The sequence below is a fragment of the Sphingomonas citricola genome, assembly GCF_019429535.1.
GTDB lineage: Bacteria > Pseudomonadota > Alphaproteobacteria > Sphingomonadales > Sphingomonadaceae > Sphingomonas > Sphingomonas citricola.
On sequence record NZ_JAHXZM010000004.1, the window covers coordinates 347096 to 365347 of the forward strand.

Annotated in this window: 17 protein-coding genes, 1 tRNA gene and 1 riboswitch; of the genes, 13 read left to right on the plus strand and 5 right to left on the minus strand. The window is 68.8% G+C overall.

All coding sequences use genetic code 11. The features are described 5' to 3' along the window. Positions 1-121: 121 nt before the first annotated feature. Positions 122-661 carry a peroxiredoxin gene (locus KZ810_RS12350; protein ID WP_219769399.1) on the minus strand — a complete coding sequence of 180 codons (540 nt, stop codon included), beginning with the start codon at positions 659-661 and terminating at the stop codon, positions 122-124. Between the two features lie 64 nt (positions 662-725). On the opposite strand from KZ810_RS12350, the gene KZ810_RS12355 reads away from it, so the two are divergent. After that, complete coding sequence (locus KZ810_RS12355) at positions 726-1550, plus strand: inositol monophosphatase family protein (protein ID WP_219769400.1); 825 nt, start codon at positions 726-728, stop codon at positions 1548-1550. A 56-nt stretch (positions 1551-1606) separates the two neighbouring features. Continuing rightward, complete coding sequence (locus tag KZ810_RS12360) at positions 1607-2488, plus strand: polysaccharide deacetylase family protein (protein ID WP_219769401.1); 882 nt, start codon at positions 1607-1609, stop codon at positions 2486-2488. A gap of 3 nt (positions 2489-2491) precedes the next feature. Here KZ810_RS12360 and KZ810_RS12365 read toward each other — a convergent pair whose 3' ends face one another. Both KZ810_RS12365 and KZ810_RS12370 read right to left on the minus strand, forming a co-directional pair. Continuing rightward, on the minus strand, positions 2492-3082 hold the full coding sequence (locus tag KZ810_RS12365; protein ID WP_219769402.1) for a hypothetical protein: 591 nt from the start codon (positions 3080-3082) through the stop codon (positions 2492-2494). A 35-nt stretch (positions 3083-3117) separates the two neighbouring features. After that, on the minus strand, positions 3118-5211 hold the full coding sequence (locus tag KZ810_RS12370; RefSeq protein ID WP_219769403.1) for an AsmA family protein: 2094 nt from the start codon (positions 5209-5211) through the stop codon (positions 3118-3120). Between the two features lie 183 nt (positions 5212-5394). Here KZ810_RS12370 and rpmI point away from each other — a divergent pair, with 183 nt between their 5' ends. Both rpmI and rplT read left to right on the plus strand, forming a co-directional pair. Beyond that, positions 5395-5598 (plus strand): 50S ribosomal protein L35, encoded by a 204-nt coding sequence (rpmI, locus tag KZ810_RS12375; RefSeq protein ID WP_058755056.1) that lies wholly within the window; start codon positions 5395-5397, stop codon positions 5596-5598. A gap of 17 nt (positions 5599-5615) precedes the next feature. Further along, positions 5616-5990, plus strand: a complete 375-nt coding sequence (gene rplT / locus KZ810_RS12380) for a 50S ribosomal protein L20 (protein WP_219769404.1) — start codon at positions 5616-5618, stop codon at positions 5988-5990. 212 nt (positions 5991-6202) lie between these two features. Here the strand turns inward: rplT and KZ810_RS12385 are convergent, their stop codons facing one another. Beyond that, positions 6203-6493 carry a hypothetical protein gene (locus KZ810_RS12385; protein WP_219769405.1) on the minus strand — a complete coding sequence of 97 codons (291 nt, stop codon included), beginning with the start codon at positions 6491-6493 and terminating at the stop codon, positions 6203-6205. 73 nt (positions 6494-6566) lie between these two features. Between KZ810_RS12385 and KZ810_RS12390 the strand changes: the two genes are divergently transcribed. The 6 genes from KZ810_RS12390 (at position 6567) to thiC (ending at position 13320) form a co-directional block, all read left to right on the plus strand. After that, a complete protein-coding gene (locus tag KZ810_RS12390; protein WP_219769406.1) occupies positions 6567-7388 on the plus strand; it encodes a sterol desaturase family protein in 822 nt (273 codons plus the stop codon). Next, complete coding sequence (locus tag KZ810_RS12395; RefSeq protein ID WP_373369163.1) at positions 7351-7743, plus strand: DUF2141 domain-containing protein; 393 nt, start codon at positions 7351-7353, stop codon at positions 7741-7743. Before KZ810_RS12390 ends, KZ810_RS12395 begins: the two co-directional genes overlap by 38 nt. A gap of 65 nt (positions 7744-7808) precedes the next feature. Next, entirely contained in the window at positions 7809-8717 is a 909-nt protein-coding gene (locus KZ810_RS12400) for a MipA/OmpV family protein (RefSeq protein WP_308461545.1), read from the plus strand. A 176-nt stretch (positions 8718-8893) separates the two neighbouring features. Continuing rightward, a complete protein-coding gene (locus tag KZ810_RS12405) occupies positions 8894-9940 on the plus strand; it encodes a ferritin-like domain-containing protein (RefSeq protein ID WP_219769408.1) in 1047 nt (348 codons plus the stop codon). A gap of 76 nt (positions 9941-10016) precedes the next feature. Continuing rightward, complete coding sequence (locus tag KZ810_RS12410) at positions 10017-11117, plus strand: ferritin-like domain-containing protein (RefSeq protein WP_219769491.1); 1101 nt, start codon at positions 10017-10019, stop codon at positions 11115-11117. A 106-nt stretch (positions 11118-11223) separates the two neighbouring features. Next, positions 11224-11334: riboswitch (TPP riboswitch) on the plus strand. Positions 11335-11373: 39 nt separating this feature from the next. Further along, positions 11374-13320, plus strand: coding sequence for a phosphomethylpyrimidine synthase ThiC (gene thiC / locus KZ810_RS12415; RefSeq protein ID WP_219769409.1), 1947 nt, complete (start codon positions 11374-11376; stop codon positions 13318-13320). 821 nt (positions 13321-14141) lie between these two features. Here the strand turns inward: thiC and KZ810_RS12420 are convergent. After that, a tRNA-Gly gene (locus tag KZ810_RS12420) sits at positions 14142-14216 on the minus strand. 194 nt (positions 14217-14410) lie between these two features. Between KZ810_RS12420 and KZ810_RS12425 the strand changes: the two genes are divergently transcribed. The 3 genes from KZ810_RS12425 (at position 14411) to KZ810_RS12435 (ending at position 18129) form a co-directional block, all read left to right on the plus strand. After that, entirely contained in the window at positions 14411-15121 is a 711-nt protein-coding gene (locus KZ810_RS12425) for a response regulator (protein WP_019515425.1), read from the plus strand. 4 nt (positions 15122-15125) lie between these two features. After that, positions 15126-16460 (plus strand): ATP-binding protein, encoded by a 1335-nt coding sequence (locus KZ810_RS12430; protein WP_219769410.1) that lies wholly within the window; start codon positions 15126-15128, stop codon positions 16458-16460. A gap of 124 nt (positions 16461-16584) precedes the next feature. Further along, a complete protein-coding gene (locus KZ810_RS12435) occupies positions 16585-18129 on the plus strand; it encodes a SulP family inorganic anion transporter (RefSeq protein ID WP_219769411.1) in 1545 nt (514 codons plus the stop codon). Positions 18130-18252 lie beyond the last annotated feature (123 nt).

An 18252-nucleotide genomic window follows, 5' to 3' on the forward strand; every position in this document is an offset into this window, starting at 1 on the left:
CCACGCCACCCCCCAGCCGCGTTTCATCCCGAGCGGCGATTTAGGACAGAAGCGCTAACATCCGGTGTCTGCCGGCGCGTCTTTCCTTATGAATCTGTCGCGAGAACGCGCTGCGGCGATCTTAACGCGTCCCCAGCCGCTTGACCGCGGCGAGCGTCATCTGGACGTGTTCGGCCGGGTTCATGTCCGAATGGACGAACGCGATCCGGCCGTTGCGATCGATCACGTAGCTGGTACGGCTGGTGACGTTGCGGCCCTTGACCGCCTGACCGAGCGCCACGTCGTAGCCTGCGATCACGCGCGGCCCCGCGCTCGCCACCGCGAACTTGCCTGCGCACTCGCTCGACGAGAATTTTTGCAGCGTCGGCACGTCGTCGGCCGACATGCCGATCACGTGCGCGCCCGCCGCCTCGAACTGCGGTACCGCCTCGGCAAAGGCGCGCGCTTCGGCGTTGCAGCCGCCGGTGAACGCCGCGGGGAAGAAATACAGCACGACGGGGCCGCGGCGCAGCTCCTTTGCCAGATCGATCGCGATCACCTTGCCCGCCATCGCACCGCGCGTGGTGAAGGCAGGCGCCTTCGCCCCCGTCGCGAGCGTGGCGGCGGCGGGAAGCGCGGTGATGGCGGCGGCGGCGGCGAGCATGGTGGCGAGGATGCGCATCGATCGTTTCTCCTGTTGCGCCGCATCCTAGCGCTGTGCCGCGCGCCGCGATAGGCACCAGCGCATGCCCGTACGCCCCGCCGACATTCAGCTCGCCCACCGCCTCGCCGACGCCGCGGGCGCGGTGATCCGCCCCTATTTCCGCACCCCCGCGGGTGTCCGGCTGAAGGACGACCGCTCGCCCGTCACGCTCGCCGACACCGAGGCTGAGGCAGCGATGCGCCGCATCCTCGACGCCGAGCGCTCGGGCGACGGGATCGTCGGGGAGGAATATGGCGAGAAGCCGGGGGTGACCGGGCGGCAGTGGGTGCTCGACCCGATCGACGGCACGCGCAGCTTCACCGCCGGGCGCGCGATCTTCGGCACGCTGATTGCGCTCGTCGAGGACGGCTGGCCGGTGCTCGGCATCATCGACCAGCCGGTGCAGCGCGAACGCTGGGTCGGGGTCGCGGGCCGCGCGACCGAGCTGAACGGCGCACCTGCGCGGACGCGCGCGTGCGCCGCGCTCGAAGGCGCGACGATCGCGACGACCAGCCCACACCTGTTCGCCGACGGCGACGTGCCGCATTACCTGTCGCTCGTCGCGGCGGTGAGCGGCGGCTCGCCCAGGCAGGGCCCGGTCTACGGCGGCGATTGCTACAATTACGGGCTGCTCGCCTCGGGTCACCTCGACCTGGTGTGCGAATCGGGGCTCCAGCTCTATGATTTCGCCGCGCTGGTCCCGGTGGTCGAGGGCGCGGGCGGGCGGATGTGTGACTGGAACGGCGATCCGCTGACCGCGGGAAGCGCGGGCCACGTGCTCGCGATCGGCGACCCCGCGCGCACCGACGACGTGCTCGAGGCGCTCCACCATGCCGCGCACGACCATGATCACGCGCATGACCATTGAGCGCGTGACGTGACAATCGGGTGAGGCGTAACCGCGCGCGCGGCGTTGTTGCGCGCATGACCGTCTCGACCCCGCCCCGCTACGCTTACCGCGCAATCACCGACCGCCCCGATTACAACTGGCCGGGGGGCAAGCGGCTCGCGATCTGGTTCGGCATCAATTACGAGGTGTTCGAGTTCGGCGGCGGGATGGGTGCCGAACTCGCCCCGGCGAAGAACCAGCCCGACGTGATGAACTACGCGTGGCGCGATTATGGCAACCGCGTCGGCGCGTGGCGGCTATTCGACCTGTTTGACCGGTTGAAGCTGCCCGCGACCGCGCTCGTCAACGCCGATGTGGTCCACACCTGCCCCGGGCTCGCCGAGGCGTGCGTCGCGCGCGGGTATGAAATCGCGGCGCACGGCGAGAGCAACGCCGCGGCGCAAGGGGAATTGTCGCGCGAGGAGGAAGCCGCGGTGATCGCGCGCACGACCGACACGCTCGCCGCGCTCGGCACGCGCCCGACCGGGTGGCTCGGTCCATGGATTTCGGAAAGTCACGACACGCCCGACCTGCTCCACCAGGCGGGCTACCGCTACCTGCTCGACTGGGCGCACGACGATCAGCCGACGTGGCTGTCGACCGAGAGCGGGCGCATCCTGTCGATCCCCTACGCACAGGAGATCAACGACATCCCCGCGATCGTCGCGCGCAACGGCGAGGCGGCGGGGTTCGCGCAGATGATCGAGGATGCGGTGACGCAGCTGCTGTCCGAATGCGATCGTCGCCCGCTCGTCCTCGGCATCGCGCTGCATCCGTATCTGATGGGGCAGGCGCACCGTGTCCCGCCACTCGCGCGCGTGCTCGAGCGGCTGCGCGACGCCGACGATCCGCGCATCTGGTGGACGACCGCGGGCGCGATCGCCGACCATGTGATCGCGCACGACCTGGGCGTCTGAGGGTCAGCGCACGCAGATCAGCGCGCGCTTGTTCACCCAGCAGTCGCCATCGCGCGCGACGATGCCGAGCGGGTCCATCGCGTGGTCGTCGGCCGGGTCGGCGTTCCACGTCGCGGTCGCGGTCGTGTCGGCGTCGCTGTTCTTGGTCACGACCGCGAAGTGCGGCTGCGCGGGCTTGCCGCCGTCCCACGTGTTGAGCGTGTACTGGTCCTTGCCCATCGGAAAGACGCGGCACCGCCCCGATACCTGCACGACGCCGTCGACCTTCAGATAGCAGTCGCGCATCGCCGACCGCGTCGGTGCGGGGCCATCGCGATCGGCCCGCGCGGTAGCGGTCGGCGATGGCTTGGGCGCCGCATCCCCGGGCGCAGGTGCGGGTGCCGTGCCTTTGTCCGCGGGCACGCCGGAGTCGTCCGTCCGGCTCGTCGGCACGGCAGCGGGTGTGCGATCGGTGCTCGCGGTTTCCACAAGCGCGGCACTGTCGGGCGTCACCCGCGCGGCCGCCGCATCGCGCGCGTTCGCCAAGCCCGTATCCGCCGGTTGACCGCATCCCGCCGCCAGCAGGGCGAGCCCCGCCACGATCATCTCACGCATCCACACGCTCCTTCACCATGTCACGCCCCGTATCGTCAGAAGATGCCGAGGAACTTCTTGCGTTTGGGCGTCGCCTGGCCGCTACCGACATCGTCGCGCGGGTCGCCCTTCGTCGTGCGTTGCGCCGCGGCGGTCTTGCCCGCGAGGACCGGGCCGCACGCCGCTGCCTTGGCGTCACCCGGATCGATGAAGGCGAGCAGCCCTGCGACCGGGGTCGCCAGCACCGCCAGGCCCAGCCCGGCGCCCGCGCGCGTGACCAGTTGCGGCGTGATCACCTGCAGGCCGGGCGCGGCGAACGTGCCCCTGATGCCGACCGGCGACTGGCCCGAGAACAGGCTGAACCGTTTCGAATCGGCGCGAAACGCGAGGTCGATCGCCTCGCTGCGGAAACTGAAGCCGCCCTGGCCGAGCACGACGTTCTTGGTCGTGTCGATCAGGACGGGATCGGCCGCCGCGACGCCGCCGCGCACGGTGAAGCCGATCAGCCCACAATTGATCCTGACCGGTTCCTTCAGCGCGCCCGAGAACATCTTCTGCACAAAGGTGCCGATGTCGAGCTCGGCCAATTCGGCGTTGCGCGTCCACAGCGTGCCCGCGGGCAGCACGAACGCGATCCGCCCGCGCGCGGTGCTGAGCGAATCGTGGATCGTGTCGCCGCGCCCGGCGAGCTGGATGCGCCCGCGCACCGTGCCGCTCGTCCCCGCTTCCGCGACGCCCCAGCCCGCGAGCAGGCGGCCGAGCGGGGTGGGGGCGAGCCGGATGTCGTAGCGGACGTCGCTCGGGCGCGCGCGCGTGTCGAACACCGCGTCGGCGGCGACGTTGCCGCGCGCCATCGCGAAGGTCAGCGGCGACAGCGTCAGCTTGCCGTTCGTCAGGTCGAGCGTCACGTCGACGTCGCTGATCGGCACCCGGCGCGATCTGACGCCCGCGAGTCTCCATTTCAGGTCGGCGTCGAAGCGGCGCATCGTCTCGACCGGCAGCGCCGCGTCGGGCAGCAGCCGTGCGGGTGCCGCCCCCGTCTCGGCCGCGGCGGCGGTGACGCCTTTCTCCGCCACCGTATCGGGATTGAAGCCGATGAAGGGGGCGGCGTCGACGATGTCGAGGCTGCGCGTCGTCAGCTGCGAATCGAGATGGAGCCGGGCGCCGTTGGTGATTGTCAGCCGCCCGGCGAGGTCGGTCGCGCCCGCGACGCCCGTTATTCGCGTGAAGCGGTATTCGTTGCCCGATTTCACCAGCCCGGCCCGCAGGCGGTAGGTGCGCGTATGCGGGATCGCGACGTCGATGACCGCGAGCAGCGTCGACAGGTCGCGACCGCGCGCGCTGACCGACAGCGGCACGTTCTCGATATCGGCGAGGCTGGGCAGCGTGCCCGACACGTCGACCGTGTTGCCCGCCGCGCGCATCGTCGCGATCAACTCGTTGCGGCCGCGGTTGACCGTGGCGTCGGGCGACAGCAGCCGCGCGGTGACCGTGAACGGGGTCGAGCGAATCGTGCCGCCGCCGCGCACCCCCACCGCCTGCCCGATCCGCGCCTCGACCGAGCGGATCGTATCGACGTCGAGATCGGCGAGCAGCCGCATCCGCGGATCGCGGTAGCGCACCACTGTGCCCTTGACGGTGGCGCGGTCGATCCGAGGCAGTTCGAACGGCTTGCCGCCCTTCTTCTCGCTGAACGTCCAGGTATTGCGGTCGTGCGCCGCATTCCATTCGAGGTCGACCGCGCCGTTCGTCAGGTCGAGCCAGTAGAGCCGCCGCCGCCCGAAGATCAGCGACAGTGGCGCGATGCGGGTGTCGATCCGGTCGGCGGCGAACAGGTCCGCCTTGGTCGCCCAGTCGGGATTGGCGATGCGCAGCTTCTCGGCATAGAATTTGATCTGGAACGGCGCGAAATAGAGCTGAAAGTCGCCGCCGACGCTCACCGGGCGGTGGACCATGCCACCGACGATCCGCTCGAACGGGTGTTTGAGGAAGCGGCCTTTGGTGATGAACAGCACCAGCCACACCGCGACGATCGCGACGACGATCCCGCCCAGCACGCGACGCACCACGCGTCGCCGACGCCGCGGGGGCGTCGCCGTGCCGGTTTCGTCGGTCGTCTGTTCCTCGCCCGCGGGTCGCGTGTCCGTCATAACGGGAACGCAACCGCCCGGTCTGATGCTTGGTTGCATGAACGGGCGCGCACGGCGGGGGCGTTGCATTCGGGCGACGACACCGCTAAGGCGCGCGGCTTCACGAGAACGTGACGCTATGGACGGCCCGGCCAACTGGGGCTGCCGCGGCTGTCTGGTCACGTTCCAACCGAAAGGACCAAAATGCCCAAGCTCAAGACCAAGAGCGGCGTCAAAAAGCGCTTCAAGCTCACCGCGACTGGCAAGATCAAGCACGGCGTCGCTGGCAAGCGCCACCGCCTGATCAGCCACAACGCGAAGTACATCCGTCAGAACCGCGGCACCACCGTGCTGTCGAAGGCCGACACGGCGACCGTGAAGGCCTGGGCTCCCTACGGCCTGAACTGAGCGAGAAGGACTAGCATATGGCACGCGTCAAGCGGGGCGTAACCACTCGCGCCAAGCACAAGAACATTCTGGAACAGGCCAAGGGTTACCGCGGCCGTCGCAAGAACACGATCCGCGTCGCGCGGCAGGCGGTCGAGAAGGCCGGCCAGTACGCGTATCGCGACCGCAAGGTGAAGAAGCGCACCTTCCGCGGCCTGTGGATCCAGCGCATCAACGCCGGCGTCCGCGCCGAGGGTCTGACCTACAGCCAGTTCATGCACGGGCTGAAGCTGGCGGGCGTCGAACTCGACCGGAAGGTCCTGGCCGACATCGCGATGCACGAGGGCGAGGCCTTCTCCGCGATCATCGCGCAGGCGAAGGCGGCATTGCCGGAGCAGCAGCAGGCCGCCTGATCGGGCACTTGCCGTTGAACGATTGAAGGCGTCGGTGGAGCGATCCACCGGCGCCTTTTTCGTTGTGCCGGTCGCTTCGGCGATATGCGTCAGAGCTGACCTCGCTCGTCATCCCGGAGTAGATCGGGGATGACGGTGCCTTCGCTGGTCTCCAGACGCGCCGGATCGCGTCCGCGGCGACGAGCCCCAGTGATAGCGGCACAACGCGCCCGTCATCGCGCGGTGGACGTGTCATCCTCCACCGCCTGCGCGCGCGCTTCGGTCGCCGCATCGGCCGCGCCGGTGTCGAGCCCGGTGTCGATCGGATTGGCCGCATTGGTGCCGCCCGTGCTCGTCGCCGCAGAAGCTGCCGCGGCATCGGCGGCGTCCTGCCCGCCCATGCCGCCGCCGCCGCCCGCGTCGCTGCCGGCGATACCGCCGGTGTCGCGCAGCACGTTAGCCGCGGTCGCGTCGTCGCGTGCGTCTTGGCCGATATCGTCGCGTGCTACCTTCGGGTCGGTCATCGCCATCTCCTTGTTTTCACGCGGTGAACGAGCGGGATGGGCGGATGATCCGCGATCGGCTACACGCTTCGCCATGTCCGCGCTGTCGATCATCGCCGCCGTCACGCTTTCCGCCGTCGCGATGACGCTGATCGTCGGCGTGCGCTATCTCGTCACCTCGGCAGGCTTCGCGCTCGCGACCAGGTTCAAGCACCCCGGCCTCTACACCGGGCTCGATCCGCAGATCAGGCGCGAGATCTGGTGGAGCCTTGTCTCCGCCGCGATCTACGGCATCCCCGCGGGCGTTCTCGCCTGGGGGTGGGAGCGGCACGGCTGGACCCGCGTCTACCGCGACGTGCACGATTTTCCGTTGTGGTACCTGCCCGTGTCGGTGTTCGCGTACCTGTTCCTCCACGACACCTGGTTCTACTGGACGCACCGCTGGATGCACCGGCCCGAGCCGTTCAAGCTCGCGCACGCGGTCCACCATGCCAGCCGCCCGCCAACCGCCTGGGCGGCGATGGCGTTTCACCCGATCGAGGCGCTGACCGGCGCTGTGGTAATTCCGCTACTGGTGCTGTTGATTCCGATCCACGTCGCGGGCCTCGGCTTGGTGCTGACGATCATGACCGTTATGGGTGTGACCAACCATATGGGGTGGGAGATATTCCCCCGGTTCATGTGGCGGGGGGTAGTGGGGCGCTGGCTGATCACGGCCAGCCATCATCAGCGTCACCACGAGCGTTATGGGTGCAATTATGGGCTTTATTTCCGGTTCTGGGACCGGGTGTGCGGCACCGACGGCGGTGTCGGCGACTTCACCCGCGCGCATGCCAAGGCGCAGGAACGCACGCGTCGCGGCACTGGCGGGGGCCACGTTGCTGCTGATCGGGGCGGCGCCGGTCGCGTCGCTTGACGTCGGGATCGATCACGTCCGCTCGGCCAAGGGGCTGCTGCGCGTCTGCCTGACCGCGGACCCGGAAAACTTCCCCTCGTGCGTCGATGACAAGGATGCGGTGACGCGCAACGTGTCCGCCAGCACGCACGGGCTGCGCTTCACCGGGCTGCCGTACGGCAATTACGCGGTGGCGGTGATCCACGACGAAAACGGCAACGCGAAGCTCGATACGTTCGCAGGGATCCCGCGCGAAGGCTTCGGTTTCTCGCGCAACCCGCCGATCCGGTTCGGCGCGCCGCGCTTTTCCGCCGCGCGCTTCGCGGTGACGGGTGATGCACAACGGCAACAGATCGGCATGCGCTACATGCTGTAGTGCAATGCGGCGGACACAAAGCCGTAAACGCTCGTTCACGCGGGCAGATCAAAGGGGAAATTTCTGTGTTCGCTGCCCGTCCTGCCGCCCGTCCTTCGTCCGCCAACCCGGTCCGCCGCATCGCGCTGACGATCGCCGCGGCCTCGTCGCTCGCCGCCGTGCCCACACTTGCGCAGACCAACCCGGTCGATCCGAACGGCCCGCCGACGCCGCTCGTCACCGGCGACACCGTGACCGTCGCGGTCGCGGGCGCGTGGCTGCCCGATTACGAAGGGTCGAACGATTATTCGCTGACCCCCGGACCCGCGGCGATCGGCACGCTCGGCGGCATCTCGTTCCAGGTGCTCGGCAACCGCGCCTCGGTCGATCTGATCGCCGACGCGCCGACCTCGCGCTGGGATTTCCAGGCCGGGCCGGTCGGGCTCGTCAATTTCAACCGCACCAGCCGCAAGGGCATCGACGATCCCCGCGTCAAGGCGCTGCCGACCACGTCGACGGCACTCGAGCTCGGCGGCTATCTCGGCATTGGCAAGAGCGGCATCATCACCAGCGACTATGACAAGCTGTCGGTCGCGGTCAGCTACCGCTACGACGTGACCGGCGTCCACGACAGCGGCGTGCTCCAGCCCTCGGTCAGCTATTACACCCCGCTCAGCCTCAAGTCGGCGGTCGGCATCTTTGCCTCGGCGGAGAAAGTCGAGCGCGCTTACGGCCGCACCTATTTCGACGTCCGGCCGCAGGATGTCGCGACAAGTGGCCTCCCCGCGTTCCGCACGCGCGGCGGGTGGAAGAACTACGTCGTCGGGTTCGCGGGCACCTATGCGCTGACCGGCGACCTGCTCCACGGCTTCAAGGTGATCGCGGGCGGCACTTACAAGCGGATGCTCAACGACTTCGGCGACACCCCGATCGTCAGCATCGCGGGCTCGCGCAACCAGTGGCTCGGCGCGGTCGGCATCGGCTACACCTTCTGACGCTCATCGAGCCGGCTCGACGCGCGGGCCGGTTCACCGGGCGGGCCGGTAACCACCGAATCGTATTGCCCGGCCACGCCGCGTTTGCACCCGCCTTCACCTGCGCCTATCGCTGCACGCGAGTCATCTGCGCGAAAGCTTCGCTGCGGCAGAGACGTGTAGGGTCGAGTGGAAGGATGCAGGCGATGGGCGAAGGCGAACTGATCGAGGCGCTCGACGCACGGGTGAAGCGGCGCGAGGAGCGGCGCGCGTTCTTCGGCCAGGCGCTCGGCGCCGCGGCGCTGGGCGGCGCGATGATGACCACCGGCCGGGCCGCCGCGCAATCCGCGACGCCGACCCCCACGCCGTCGCCCACCGCCACCGCGACGACCGCGTTCGGCACCTCCGATTATCTCAACTTCGCGCTCAACCTCGAATATCTCGAGGCGAACTTCTACGCGTTCGCGACCACCGGCGCGGCGATTGCCTCGACGCTCGCGGGCGGGATCACCACCGCGGGCGCGCAGGGTGCGGCGACCGGCGGGCGCGCGGTCAACTTCACCGATCCCGTCGTCGCGCAATTTGCGCGCGAGATCGCGGCGGACGAACTCGCGCACGTCACCTTCCTCCGCTCCAGCATCGGGTCGCTCACCGTGGCGCAGCCCGCGATCGACCTGAGCCCCGCGGGTGCCTTCACCGCCGCGGCGCGCGCCGCCGGGCTGGTGGGTTCGACCGCGACCTTCGATCCCTACGCCAGCGACGAGAATTTCCTGCTCGCCTCGTTCCTGTTCGAGGACGTCGGCGTCACCGCCTACAAATCGACCACCGCGCTCCTCACCTCGACGCTGCGCGAGGCGGCGCAGGGCATCCTGGCGGTGGAGGCGTATCACGCGGCGATGATCCGCACGACCTTGTACCGCAAGGGCATCCAGACGCCGTCGCTCGGGCTGATCGAGGCGGCGCAGAAGCTGTCGGACGCGCGCGATCTGCTCGACGGCACGGTGACCGAGAACCTGACGCTCGGCTACGCGCCCGACGACGATCAGGGGATCACGCCGACGACCAACGCGGCGGGCGAGACGGTCTCCAACATCGTGCCGCTCAACAGCAACGGACTCGCCTACAGCCGGACGAGCGACCGCGTGCTCAACATCCTGTACCTCAACCGGGCAGCGGTGACGTCGGGCGGGTTCTTCCCCGCGGGCGTCAACGGCGCGATCAAGACCAGCGCCGCCGCGACTTGACGCGCGCGCCGCGACGCGCGGCTCGACCCTGCCCGATCCTTCTCGCATAAAGTGCCCTGATCCCATGACCGACCTCATGACCGATCCCGAACTCGCCCAGACGATCCTGTCCGCCGCGGCCGATCGCCGTGCCGAGCGCCGCCGCTTCATCAAGCTGGCGAGCGGCGGCGTCGCGGTCGCGGGCGGCCTGTCGCTGCTCGCCGCGTGCGGGGGCGGGGACAGCAACCCGGCGCCGTCCCCCACGCCGACGCCCACCCCGACGCCGTCGGCCAGCAGCATCGCGGCCGAGGTCGATGTGCTCAATTTCGCGCTCCAGCTCGAATATCTCGAAGCGCAATTCTACGCTTACGCCGCGACCGGCGCGGGCCTGCCCGCCAACCTGCTGACCGGTACGGGCACGCAGGGCGCGGTCACCGGGGGGCGGCGCGTCGCCTTCACCGATCCGATCGTCGCTGCCTACGCGCGCGAGATCGCGGCGGACGAGGTCGCGCACGTCACCTTCCTGCGCTCGGTGCTCGGCAGTGCGGCGGTGGCGATGCCCGCGATCAACATCGACGGCAGCGCGACCGGCGCGTTCAGCACCGCGGCGCGCGCCGCCGGGCTGATCGCCGCGGGCGGATCGTTCGATCCTTATGCTAATGACGAGAATTTCCTGCTCGGCGCGTTCATCTTCGAGGATGTCGGCGTCACCGCGTACAAGGGCGCGTCGGCGACGCTGATCTATACCGCGGGCTATCAGGAAGTGACCGCCGGACTGCTCGCGGCCGAGGCCTATCACGCCGGGCTGATCCGCACGACGCTCTACCAGAAGGGGCTGGCGACCCCGTCGCTGCGCTCGGGCGCCGACGCGATCTCCAACGCGCGCGACGTGCTCGACGGCGTGCAGGCGACCTCGACCGCGACGCCGACGCCCACTCCCACGCCGACCGCGACCGAAACGGGCCTGCCGAGCGGCGTCGACAGCCGCGATCTCGACCAGGGCATCTCGCCCGCGACCAACGCGTCGGGCCAGCTCGTCTCGAATGTCGTTCCCGCGGACGCCAACGGCATCGCGTTCAGCCGCACCGTCGGCCAGGTGCTCAACATCGCGTTCCTCAACAACGACGCGGTGAAGGTCGGCGGCTTCTTCCCCTCGGGCGTCAACGGCAATCTGACGACCAGCGCCAAAAGCAACTGAGGCGCCGCGCGCGCGGGCGGTGGTCGATCCGCCCGCGGATCGCGTCGCCGCCCGACGCGCCCACCGAATCGCTCTTTTCCTCGCGCCATCGGCGCGCTTATACTGCTCCACATCCCCGGGGGACCGCTGAGGCGGTTGAGAGGGGGGCGCCTAAGCCTCCGACCCGCTGAACCTGATCCGGTTGATACCGGCGTAGGGAGTGGAGCGGCGACCAACCCAGGCCACCGTCCTCTCCCGCCCTAGGAGAGTGAAGCGCATGGCAGACATCCAGGCCCGCAGCGAGATCGGCGTCACCACCGGCGCGATCCGCGGTTCCCGCAAGATCCACGTCGGCACCCCAGGAAACCCGACGGTGCGCGTGGCGATGCGTGCGATCGACCTCGATCCCTCGTGCGGAGAGCCGCCGCTCAACGTCTACGACACCTCCGGCCCCTACACCGACCCGAACGCGCACATCGACATCATGGCCGGCCTGCCCAGCCTGCGCCGCGACTGGATCATCGCGCGCGGCGACGTCGAGGAATATGACGCGCGCGCGGTGCGCCCCGAGGACAACGGCCAGCTCGGCCCCGATCGTTCGGGCGGGGTGCAGCCTTTTCCGAACGTCAACCGCCGCCCGCTACGCGCGCGCGCCGGCGCGAACGTCAGCCAGATGCACTATGCGCGCCGCGGCATCATCACGCCCGAGATGGAATATGTCGCTTGCCGCGAGAATCTCGGCCGCGAGATGCTGCGTGAGTATCACCGCGACGGCGAGGATTTCGGCGCCTCGATCCCCGACTACGTCACGCCCGAATTCGTCCGCGACGAGGTCGCACGCGGCCGCGCGATCATCCCCAGCAACATCAACCACCCTGAAACCGAACCGATGGCGATCGGCCGCAACTTCCTGGTGAAGATCAACGCCAACATCGGCAACAGCGCCGTCGCCTCGAACGTCGCGAGCGAGGTCGACAAGCTCGTCTGGGCGATCCGCTGGGGTGCGGACACCGTCATGGACCTGTCGACGGGCCGCAACATCCACGACACGCGCGAGTGGATCATCCGCAACTCGCCCGTGCCGATCGGCACCGTGCCGATCTATCAGGCGCTGGAGAAGGTCGGCGGCATCGCCGAGGAACTGACGTGGGAAATCTTCCGCGACACGCTGATCGAACAGGCCGAGCAGGGCGTCGATTACTTCACGATCCACGCGGGCGTTCGTCTGCCCTACGTACCGCTCACCGCGAAGCGCGTGACCGGCATCGTCAGCCGCGGTGGCTCGATCATGGCGAAATGGTGCCTCAGCCATCACAAGGAGAGCTTCCTCTACGAACGCTTCGACGAGATCACCGAGATCATGAAGGCGTATGACATCGCCTATTCGCTCGGCGACGGCCTGCGCCCTGGCTCGATCGCCGACGCCAACGACGAGGCGCAGTTCGCCGAACTCTACACGCTCGGCGAACTGACCAAGCGCGCCTGGGCGCAGGACGTGCAGGTGATGATCGAGGGCCCCGGCCACGTGCCGATGCACAAGATCAAGCAGAATATGGAGAAGCAGCTCGAGGCGTGCGGCGAGGCACCCTTCTATACTCTCGGGCCGCTCACCACCGACATCGCGCCGGGTTACGACCATATCACCAGCGGTATCGGGGCGGCGATGATCGGTTGGTACGGCACCGCGATGCTCTGCTACGTCACGCCCAAGGAGCATCTGGGCCTCCCCGACCGCGACGACGTGAAGACGGGCGTCGTCACCTACAAGCTCGCCGCGCACGCCGCCGATCTGGCCAAGGGGCATCCGGCCGCCAAGATGCGCGACGACGCGCTGTCACGCGCGCGCTTCGAATTTCGCTGGCGCGACCAGTTCAACCTCAGCCTCGATCCCGACACGGCCGAATCCTACCACGACCAGACGCTGCCCGCCGAAGGCGCCAAGACCGCGCACTTCTGCTCGATGTGCGGGCCGAAATTCTGCTCGATGAAGATCACGCAGGAGGTCCGAGAGTTCGCTGCCGGCCGGGCAGCGAATAGCCTTCTGCCGGGGACAGAAGGCCTCGCAGAACCCCGCCCGGCGGTGCCGGGCGGCGCGGACTTTGCGGCCAAGCAGAACGCGCCGGTCGAAACGTTCGTCGCGGCGGATAACGCCGAGGCCGGCATGGCCGAGATGAGCGAACGCTTCCGCGAGAAGGGCGGGGAGGTTTACCTGCCGGCGGATTGAGCGGCGAGCGGCCCCGCGCAGGTACGCGGGGCCGCTGCCTTATCCCATTACGCGTAGCGGATCAGTTTCCAGATCACTGCCGCGCCATTGTACGGCGGCATGCGGTTGCCTTTCGCGATCGGCGCCGTGGTCGACGGCGTACTTTATGCTTGCCAGACGCCTGACTCCGGGCAGCTCTCACCAGTCCGAGCAGTCGTGCCGATTGGTTTGCGCATGTTCATGGTACGGTTCTCCTCAAGATCGATCTCGCCCCCGGCACCACGAGGCTCGGTTGACCATCAAGTTTCAGTCCACTAGATCACGCGCGCTTGCAACGAGCGCGAGGTGGGCGGTGCCTTCCTCGTTCGGGGCCGTCGGTAGGACGGCGGCCCCTTTTTCGATCTCCGCCATGAACATTGCTGCTCATATCGTCGATTAGCCCCACGAGGCGGGGGAGTCGCTTGCACACGTTTATTAGAGCCCTCGAATACGGGGCGATCCGCCGCGGATGCGGGGGAGCGATTCGTCGTGTGCTCAACAAGCATACCGATATTGCAGATACCGCCAAGCGGATTCTACTCCCGTACCCTCCAATACGTTCGGGCACATTGTAGGTGCTGCTTCGGTGATATTCCTGCTCTAAGGCCAAGTTCCGTCAAGTAAGCATTTGCACAGGCTACAGCTTGCCGAGAGGACGGAGCGCGACAGAATAAGTGATCCGATGTGGCATAGCTCTGGAAGATAACGCCGCGGCGAAGCCGCGTCGTCAGTCGACGCTTTGCGTCGCTGGCCGGGCGTGTTGCTCTTGCTAAATAGCGTGCCGCTGTTTCGCGGCAGCACGCTGGAGCGGGCGAAGGGATTCGAACCCTCGACCCCAACCTTGGCAAGGTTGTGCTCTACCCCTGAGCTACGCCCGCTCTGGCGTCTTCGGATCGGAGTGGCGAGAAGCCGTTCCGATCGGGGAGCGGCGCCACTAGCATCGCCCCCGGGGGTCGGCAATAGCCAATTTCGCGCGCCGACAACTTTTTGCGCGCGAAAGGGGCCGCGACGGGCAAATCCCCCGTCCCCGTCGATTGACCGCGATCAAGCTGACCGATACCCGCCTGTAGCCATGACCGCCCCGACCATCCTGCTCGTCGAGGACGATCCGTCGCTTCGCATGCTGACCGCGCGTGCGTTGCAGGAGAACGGCTTCCTCGTCCGCCCCGCCTCCGCCGCGCCCGAGATGTGGCTCGCGCTGGAAAACGGCCCCGTCGACCTCGTGCTGCTCGACATCATGCTGCCGGGCACCAGCGGCATCGATCTGTGCCGCACGCTGCGACAGAAGAGCGACGTGCCGATCATCTTCATGTCGGCGCGCGCGAGCGAGACCGACCGCGTCGTCGGATTGGAGCTCGGCGCGGACGATTACATCGCCAAGCCGTTCGGCACGCGCGAGCTCGTCGCGCGCGTCCGCGCGGTGCTGCGCCGCCCGCCGATGGACCGGCTGGCGGGCAATGCCGAGCAGGGCGTGCTGACGTTCGACGGCTGGACGATCAATCTGCCGCGGCGCGAGCTGACCAGCCCGACGGGCGCGATCGTCGACCTGACCGGTGCGGAGTTCGACCTGCTCGTCGTGCTCGCCGACCACGCGCAGCGCGTGATCGCGCGCGAACGCCTGATCGAATTGTCGCGCACGCGGCTGGGCGACAGTTCGGACCGCTCGATCGACGTGCTGGTCAGCCGCTTGCGCCGCAAGCTCGGCAGCGCCGGCACGCCCGCGCCGATCGTCACCGTGCGCGGCGTCGGCTACATGCTGAACGTCGCGGTCGAGCGCCAGTAAGCGCTTGCGGCTGCTCCGGCGCCCGGCCTTCGGGCTGCTCGGGCAGGTCGTCGCGATCCTGCTCATCACGCTGCTGATCGAGTTCGGCGCGAGCACGATCCTCTATGAGCGCGCGAGCGGCTTCGCGGTGCGCGACGACGAGGCCAATCGCCTGGCCGAGCATCTGGTGATCAGCCGCCGGTTGCTCGCCGAGCGCCCGGCGCAGGGGCGCACCACGATGGCGGCCGAGCTGACCACCGACCGCTACGCGCTCACCTGGTCGCCGACCCCGCACCCGACGCCCCGGATCGCGCCCGCGCTCGACGAGATGCAGCGCCAAGTGCTCGAATGGGAGCCGAGCCTCAGGGACGCGCACCTGCAATTGCGGCTGGTGTCGCCCGGGCGACGATCGGTCGTGACCGGCGGAATGCAGCTGGCGGACGGCAGCTGGGTCTATTTCCGCACGCTCGCGCCCTTGTCGGGGATCAGCTTCGCCGCCGAGCGGATCGCGCTGGCGCTGATCCCCGCGATCGCGCTGATGGTGCTGGCGGGCGTCGCGCTGCGGCGCAGTTTCCGCCCGCTCCGCATGCTCGCTGCCGCTGCCGATCGTGTCGGGCACGGCGCGGTCGAGCCGGTCGAGGTCGACGGGCCCGGCGAGGTGCGCCGCGTGATCAGCGCGTTCAACGACATGCAGGAGCGGATCCGCGCCCTGATCGCGGGGCGGACACAGGCGCTCGCTGCGGTCGGCCACGACCTGCGCACCCCGCTCGCGCGGCTGCATCTGCGCACCGAGAGCCTGCCGCGCGACGAGACGCGCGAGGCGATCCTCCACGACGTCGCCGAGATGGAGGCGATGATCACGTCGCTGCTCGCGTTCCTGGGCGGTGCCGATCCCGAGGCGCCGTCGATGGTCGATCTCGCGGTATTGTGCGAGACGGTGATCGACGATGCCGCCGATCGCGGTGCCGATGCGCGCTACGAGGGTCCCGACCACCTCGAGCTGCGCGTGCGGCGGCTGTCGATCAAGCGCGCCATGACCAATCTGGTCGAGAATGCGCTGCATTACGGCAGCAGCGTCACGCTGACGCTTGCGCGCGATGCAGGCAGCGGCGTCCTGATCCGCGTCTGCGACGATGGCCCCGGCATCCCCGAGGACAAATTGCGCGAGGTGCTCGAACCCTTCGTCCGGCTCGACCCCGCGCGCGGGCGTGACACGGTGGGGTTCGGGCTCGGCCTGTCGATCGTCGCCAAGGCGGTGGCGGACGAGGGCGGCACGCTGACGCTGTCCAATCGGCCCGGCGGCGGGCTGGAGGCGTGCATTTCGCTGCCGGACACACAAAAACACAGCGACACACAATAACACACGCGCGCCGATCGCGCGCAACGCCCGGTTGATACTCGTTCACATTCGGTTGGATGGGAGAGTCGCTCGTGGCCTGTGATCTTGTTCGCATCGCGGATGGTGTTCGCCGGAGCACGGCGCGATGAAACACGAGGTGATCGCCCGCCCCGGCGTATCGGTGCCCTCCCGCCAGTTCTTCGCGCGCGATCTGACCGCGTCGATCGTCGTCTTCCTGGTCGCGATGCCGCTGTGCATGGGGATCGCGGTCGCCTCGGGCGTGTCGCCCGAGAAGGGGCTGATCACCGGCATCATCGGCGGCATCGTCGTCGGCATGCTCGCGGGATCGCCGCTCCAGGTCAGCGGCCCCGCCGCGGGCCTCGCCGTCATCGTCTACGAACTGGTGCGCGATCAGGGGTTGAGCGCGCTCGGCCCGATCCTGCTGCTCGCCGGCGCGATCCAGCTGGCGGCGGGGATCTTCCGCCTCGGCGGCTGGTTCCGCGCGATCTCGCCCGCGGTGGTGCACGGCATGCTCGCGGGGATCGGCGTGCTGATCGTCGCGGGGCAGTTCCACGTCCTGTTCGATGCGAAACCGCTGCCGAGCGGGCTGCAGAATCTGTCGGCCGCGCCCGCGCGCCTGTTCGGCCTGTCGCCGTTCAACCTGCAGGCGACCGAGATCGCGTTCGGGATCGGGCTCGCCACCATCGCGGCGATGCTCGCGTGGGAGAAGTTCCGTCCCGCCTCGCTCAGGCTGCTGCCGGGCGCGCTGGTCGGCGTGCTGACGGGCACGTTGCTCGCGGTCGCACTCGGTCTCGACGTCGCGCGCGTGCAGGTACCCGCCTCGATCACCGCGGCGATCGCGCCAATCGCAGCCGGGTTCTGGGCGCAGTGGCTGAACCCGTCGATCCTGACCGCCGCACTCGCGATCGCATTCATCGCCTCGGCCGAGACGCTGTTGTCGGCCGCCGCGGTCGACAAGATGCACGACGGCGTGCGCACCGATTACAACAAGGAACTGCGCGCGCAGGGCGTCGGCAACATGCTGTGCGGGCTCGCGGGATCGCTGCCGATGACCGGGGTGATCGTGCGGTCGTCCGCCAACGTGCAGGCGGGGGCGGTCACCCGCACCTCGGCGATCATGCACGGTGCGTGGATCCTCGGCTTCGTCGCGCTGCTGCCGTGGCTGCTGCGCGAGATCCCGATGGCGGCACTGGGCGCTATCCTTGTCGTCACCGGTTTCCGCCTCGTCAGCCTCGACCATGCGCGGCATCTCGCGCGCGACCACGGACTGTTGCCGGTGCTGATCTGGGCGGCGACGCTCGTCACCGTCGTCACCACCGATCTGCTGACGGGGGTGCTGGTCGGCATCGCGCTCACCACGCTCGAACTCGTCCCGCATCTCAGCCGGCTGCGGCTGCGCGTGGTGGAGGGCGGCGATACGGAACGGCACGCGATCGCGCTGAACGGCACCGCGACCTTCCTGACGCTGCCCAAATTGTCCGACACGCTCGACCGTGCCCCCGCGGGCACGCCCGTCGCGCTCGACGTGTCGGGGCTTCACGCCGCCGACCACACCAGCGCGGAGATGCTGCGCGACTGGCTCCAGCGCCGGCGTCAGGCAGGCGGCAGCGTCGACGTGACGGGCGCGCGTGGCCGCATTGCCACGCTAACCGCGGCCGCGGCGCATTGATGCACGAAGCCGCTTGATGTGTTGAACAAGCGCGGATAGCTTTTCCTTCGCAGGTGCAGCACCACCCGCCGCCACGGTGAAAGCCCGACGGTGAGAGCGGTGCGTACCCGCGAAGCAGGAGGA

Excerpts from the sequence above, each read along its gene's own strand:
- KZ810_RS12390 (WP_219769406.1), top strand. The coding sequence starts at position 6,567 with ATGTCCGCGCTGTCGATCATCGCCGCCGTCACGCTTTCCGCCGTCGCG.
- thiC (WP_219769409.1), top strand. The coding sequence starts at position 11,374 with ATGGCAGACATCCAGGCCCGCAGCGAGATCGGCGTCACCACCGGCGCG.
- KZ810_RS12385 (WP_219769405.1), bottom strand. The coding sequence starts at position 6,493 with ATGACCGACCCGAAGGTAGCACGCGACGATATCGGCCAAGACGCACGC.
- KZ810_RS12370 (WP_219769403.1), bottom strand. The coding sequence starts at position 5,211 with ATGACGGACACGCGACCCGCGGGCGAGGAACAGACGACCGACGAAACC.
- KZ810_RS12365 (WP_219769402.1), bottom strand. The coding sequence starts at position 3,082 with ATGCGTGAGATGATCGTGGCGGGGCTCGCCCTGCTGGCGGCGGGATGC.
- KZ810_RS12350 (WP_219769399.1), bottom strand. The coding sequence starts at position 661 with ATGCGCATCCTCGCCACCATGCTCGCCGCCGCCGCCGCCATCACCGCG.
- KZ810_RS12405 (WP_219769408.1), top strand. The coding sequence starts at position 8,894 with ATGCAGGCGATGGGCGAAGGCGAACTGATCGAGGCGCTCGACGCACGG.
- KZ810_RS12435 (WP_219769411.1), top strand. The coding sequence starts at position 16,585 with ATGAAACACGAGGTGATCGCCCGCCCCGGCGTATCGGTGCCCTCCCGC.
- KZ810_RS12425 (WP_019515425.1), top strand. The coding sequence starts at position 14,411 with ATGACCGCCCCGACCATCCTGCTCGTCGAGGACGATCCGTCGCTTCGC.
- KZ810_RS12355 (WP_219769400.1), top strand. The coding sequence starts at position 726 with ATGCCCGTACGCCCCGCCGACATTCAGCTCGCCCACCGCCTCGCCGAC.
- rplT (WP_219769404.1), top strand. The coding sequence starts at position 5,616 with ATGGCACGCGTCAAGCGGGGCGTAACCACTCGCGCCAAGCACAAGAAC.
- rpmI (WP_058755056.1), top strand. The coding sequence starts at position 5,395 with ATGCCCAAGCTCAAGACCAAGAGCGGCGTCAAAAAGCGCTTCAAGCTC.
- KZ810_RS12410 (WP_219769491.1), top strand. The coding sequence starts at position 10,017 with ATGACCGATCCCGAACTCGCCCAGACGATCCTGTCCGCCGCGGCCGAT.
- KZ810_RS12360 (WP_219769401.1), top strand. The coding sequence starts at position 1,607 with ATGACCGTCTCGACCCCGCCCCGCTACGCTTACCGCGCAATCACCGAC.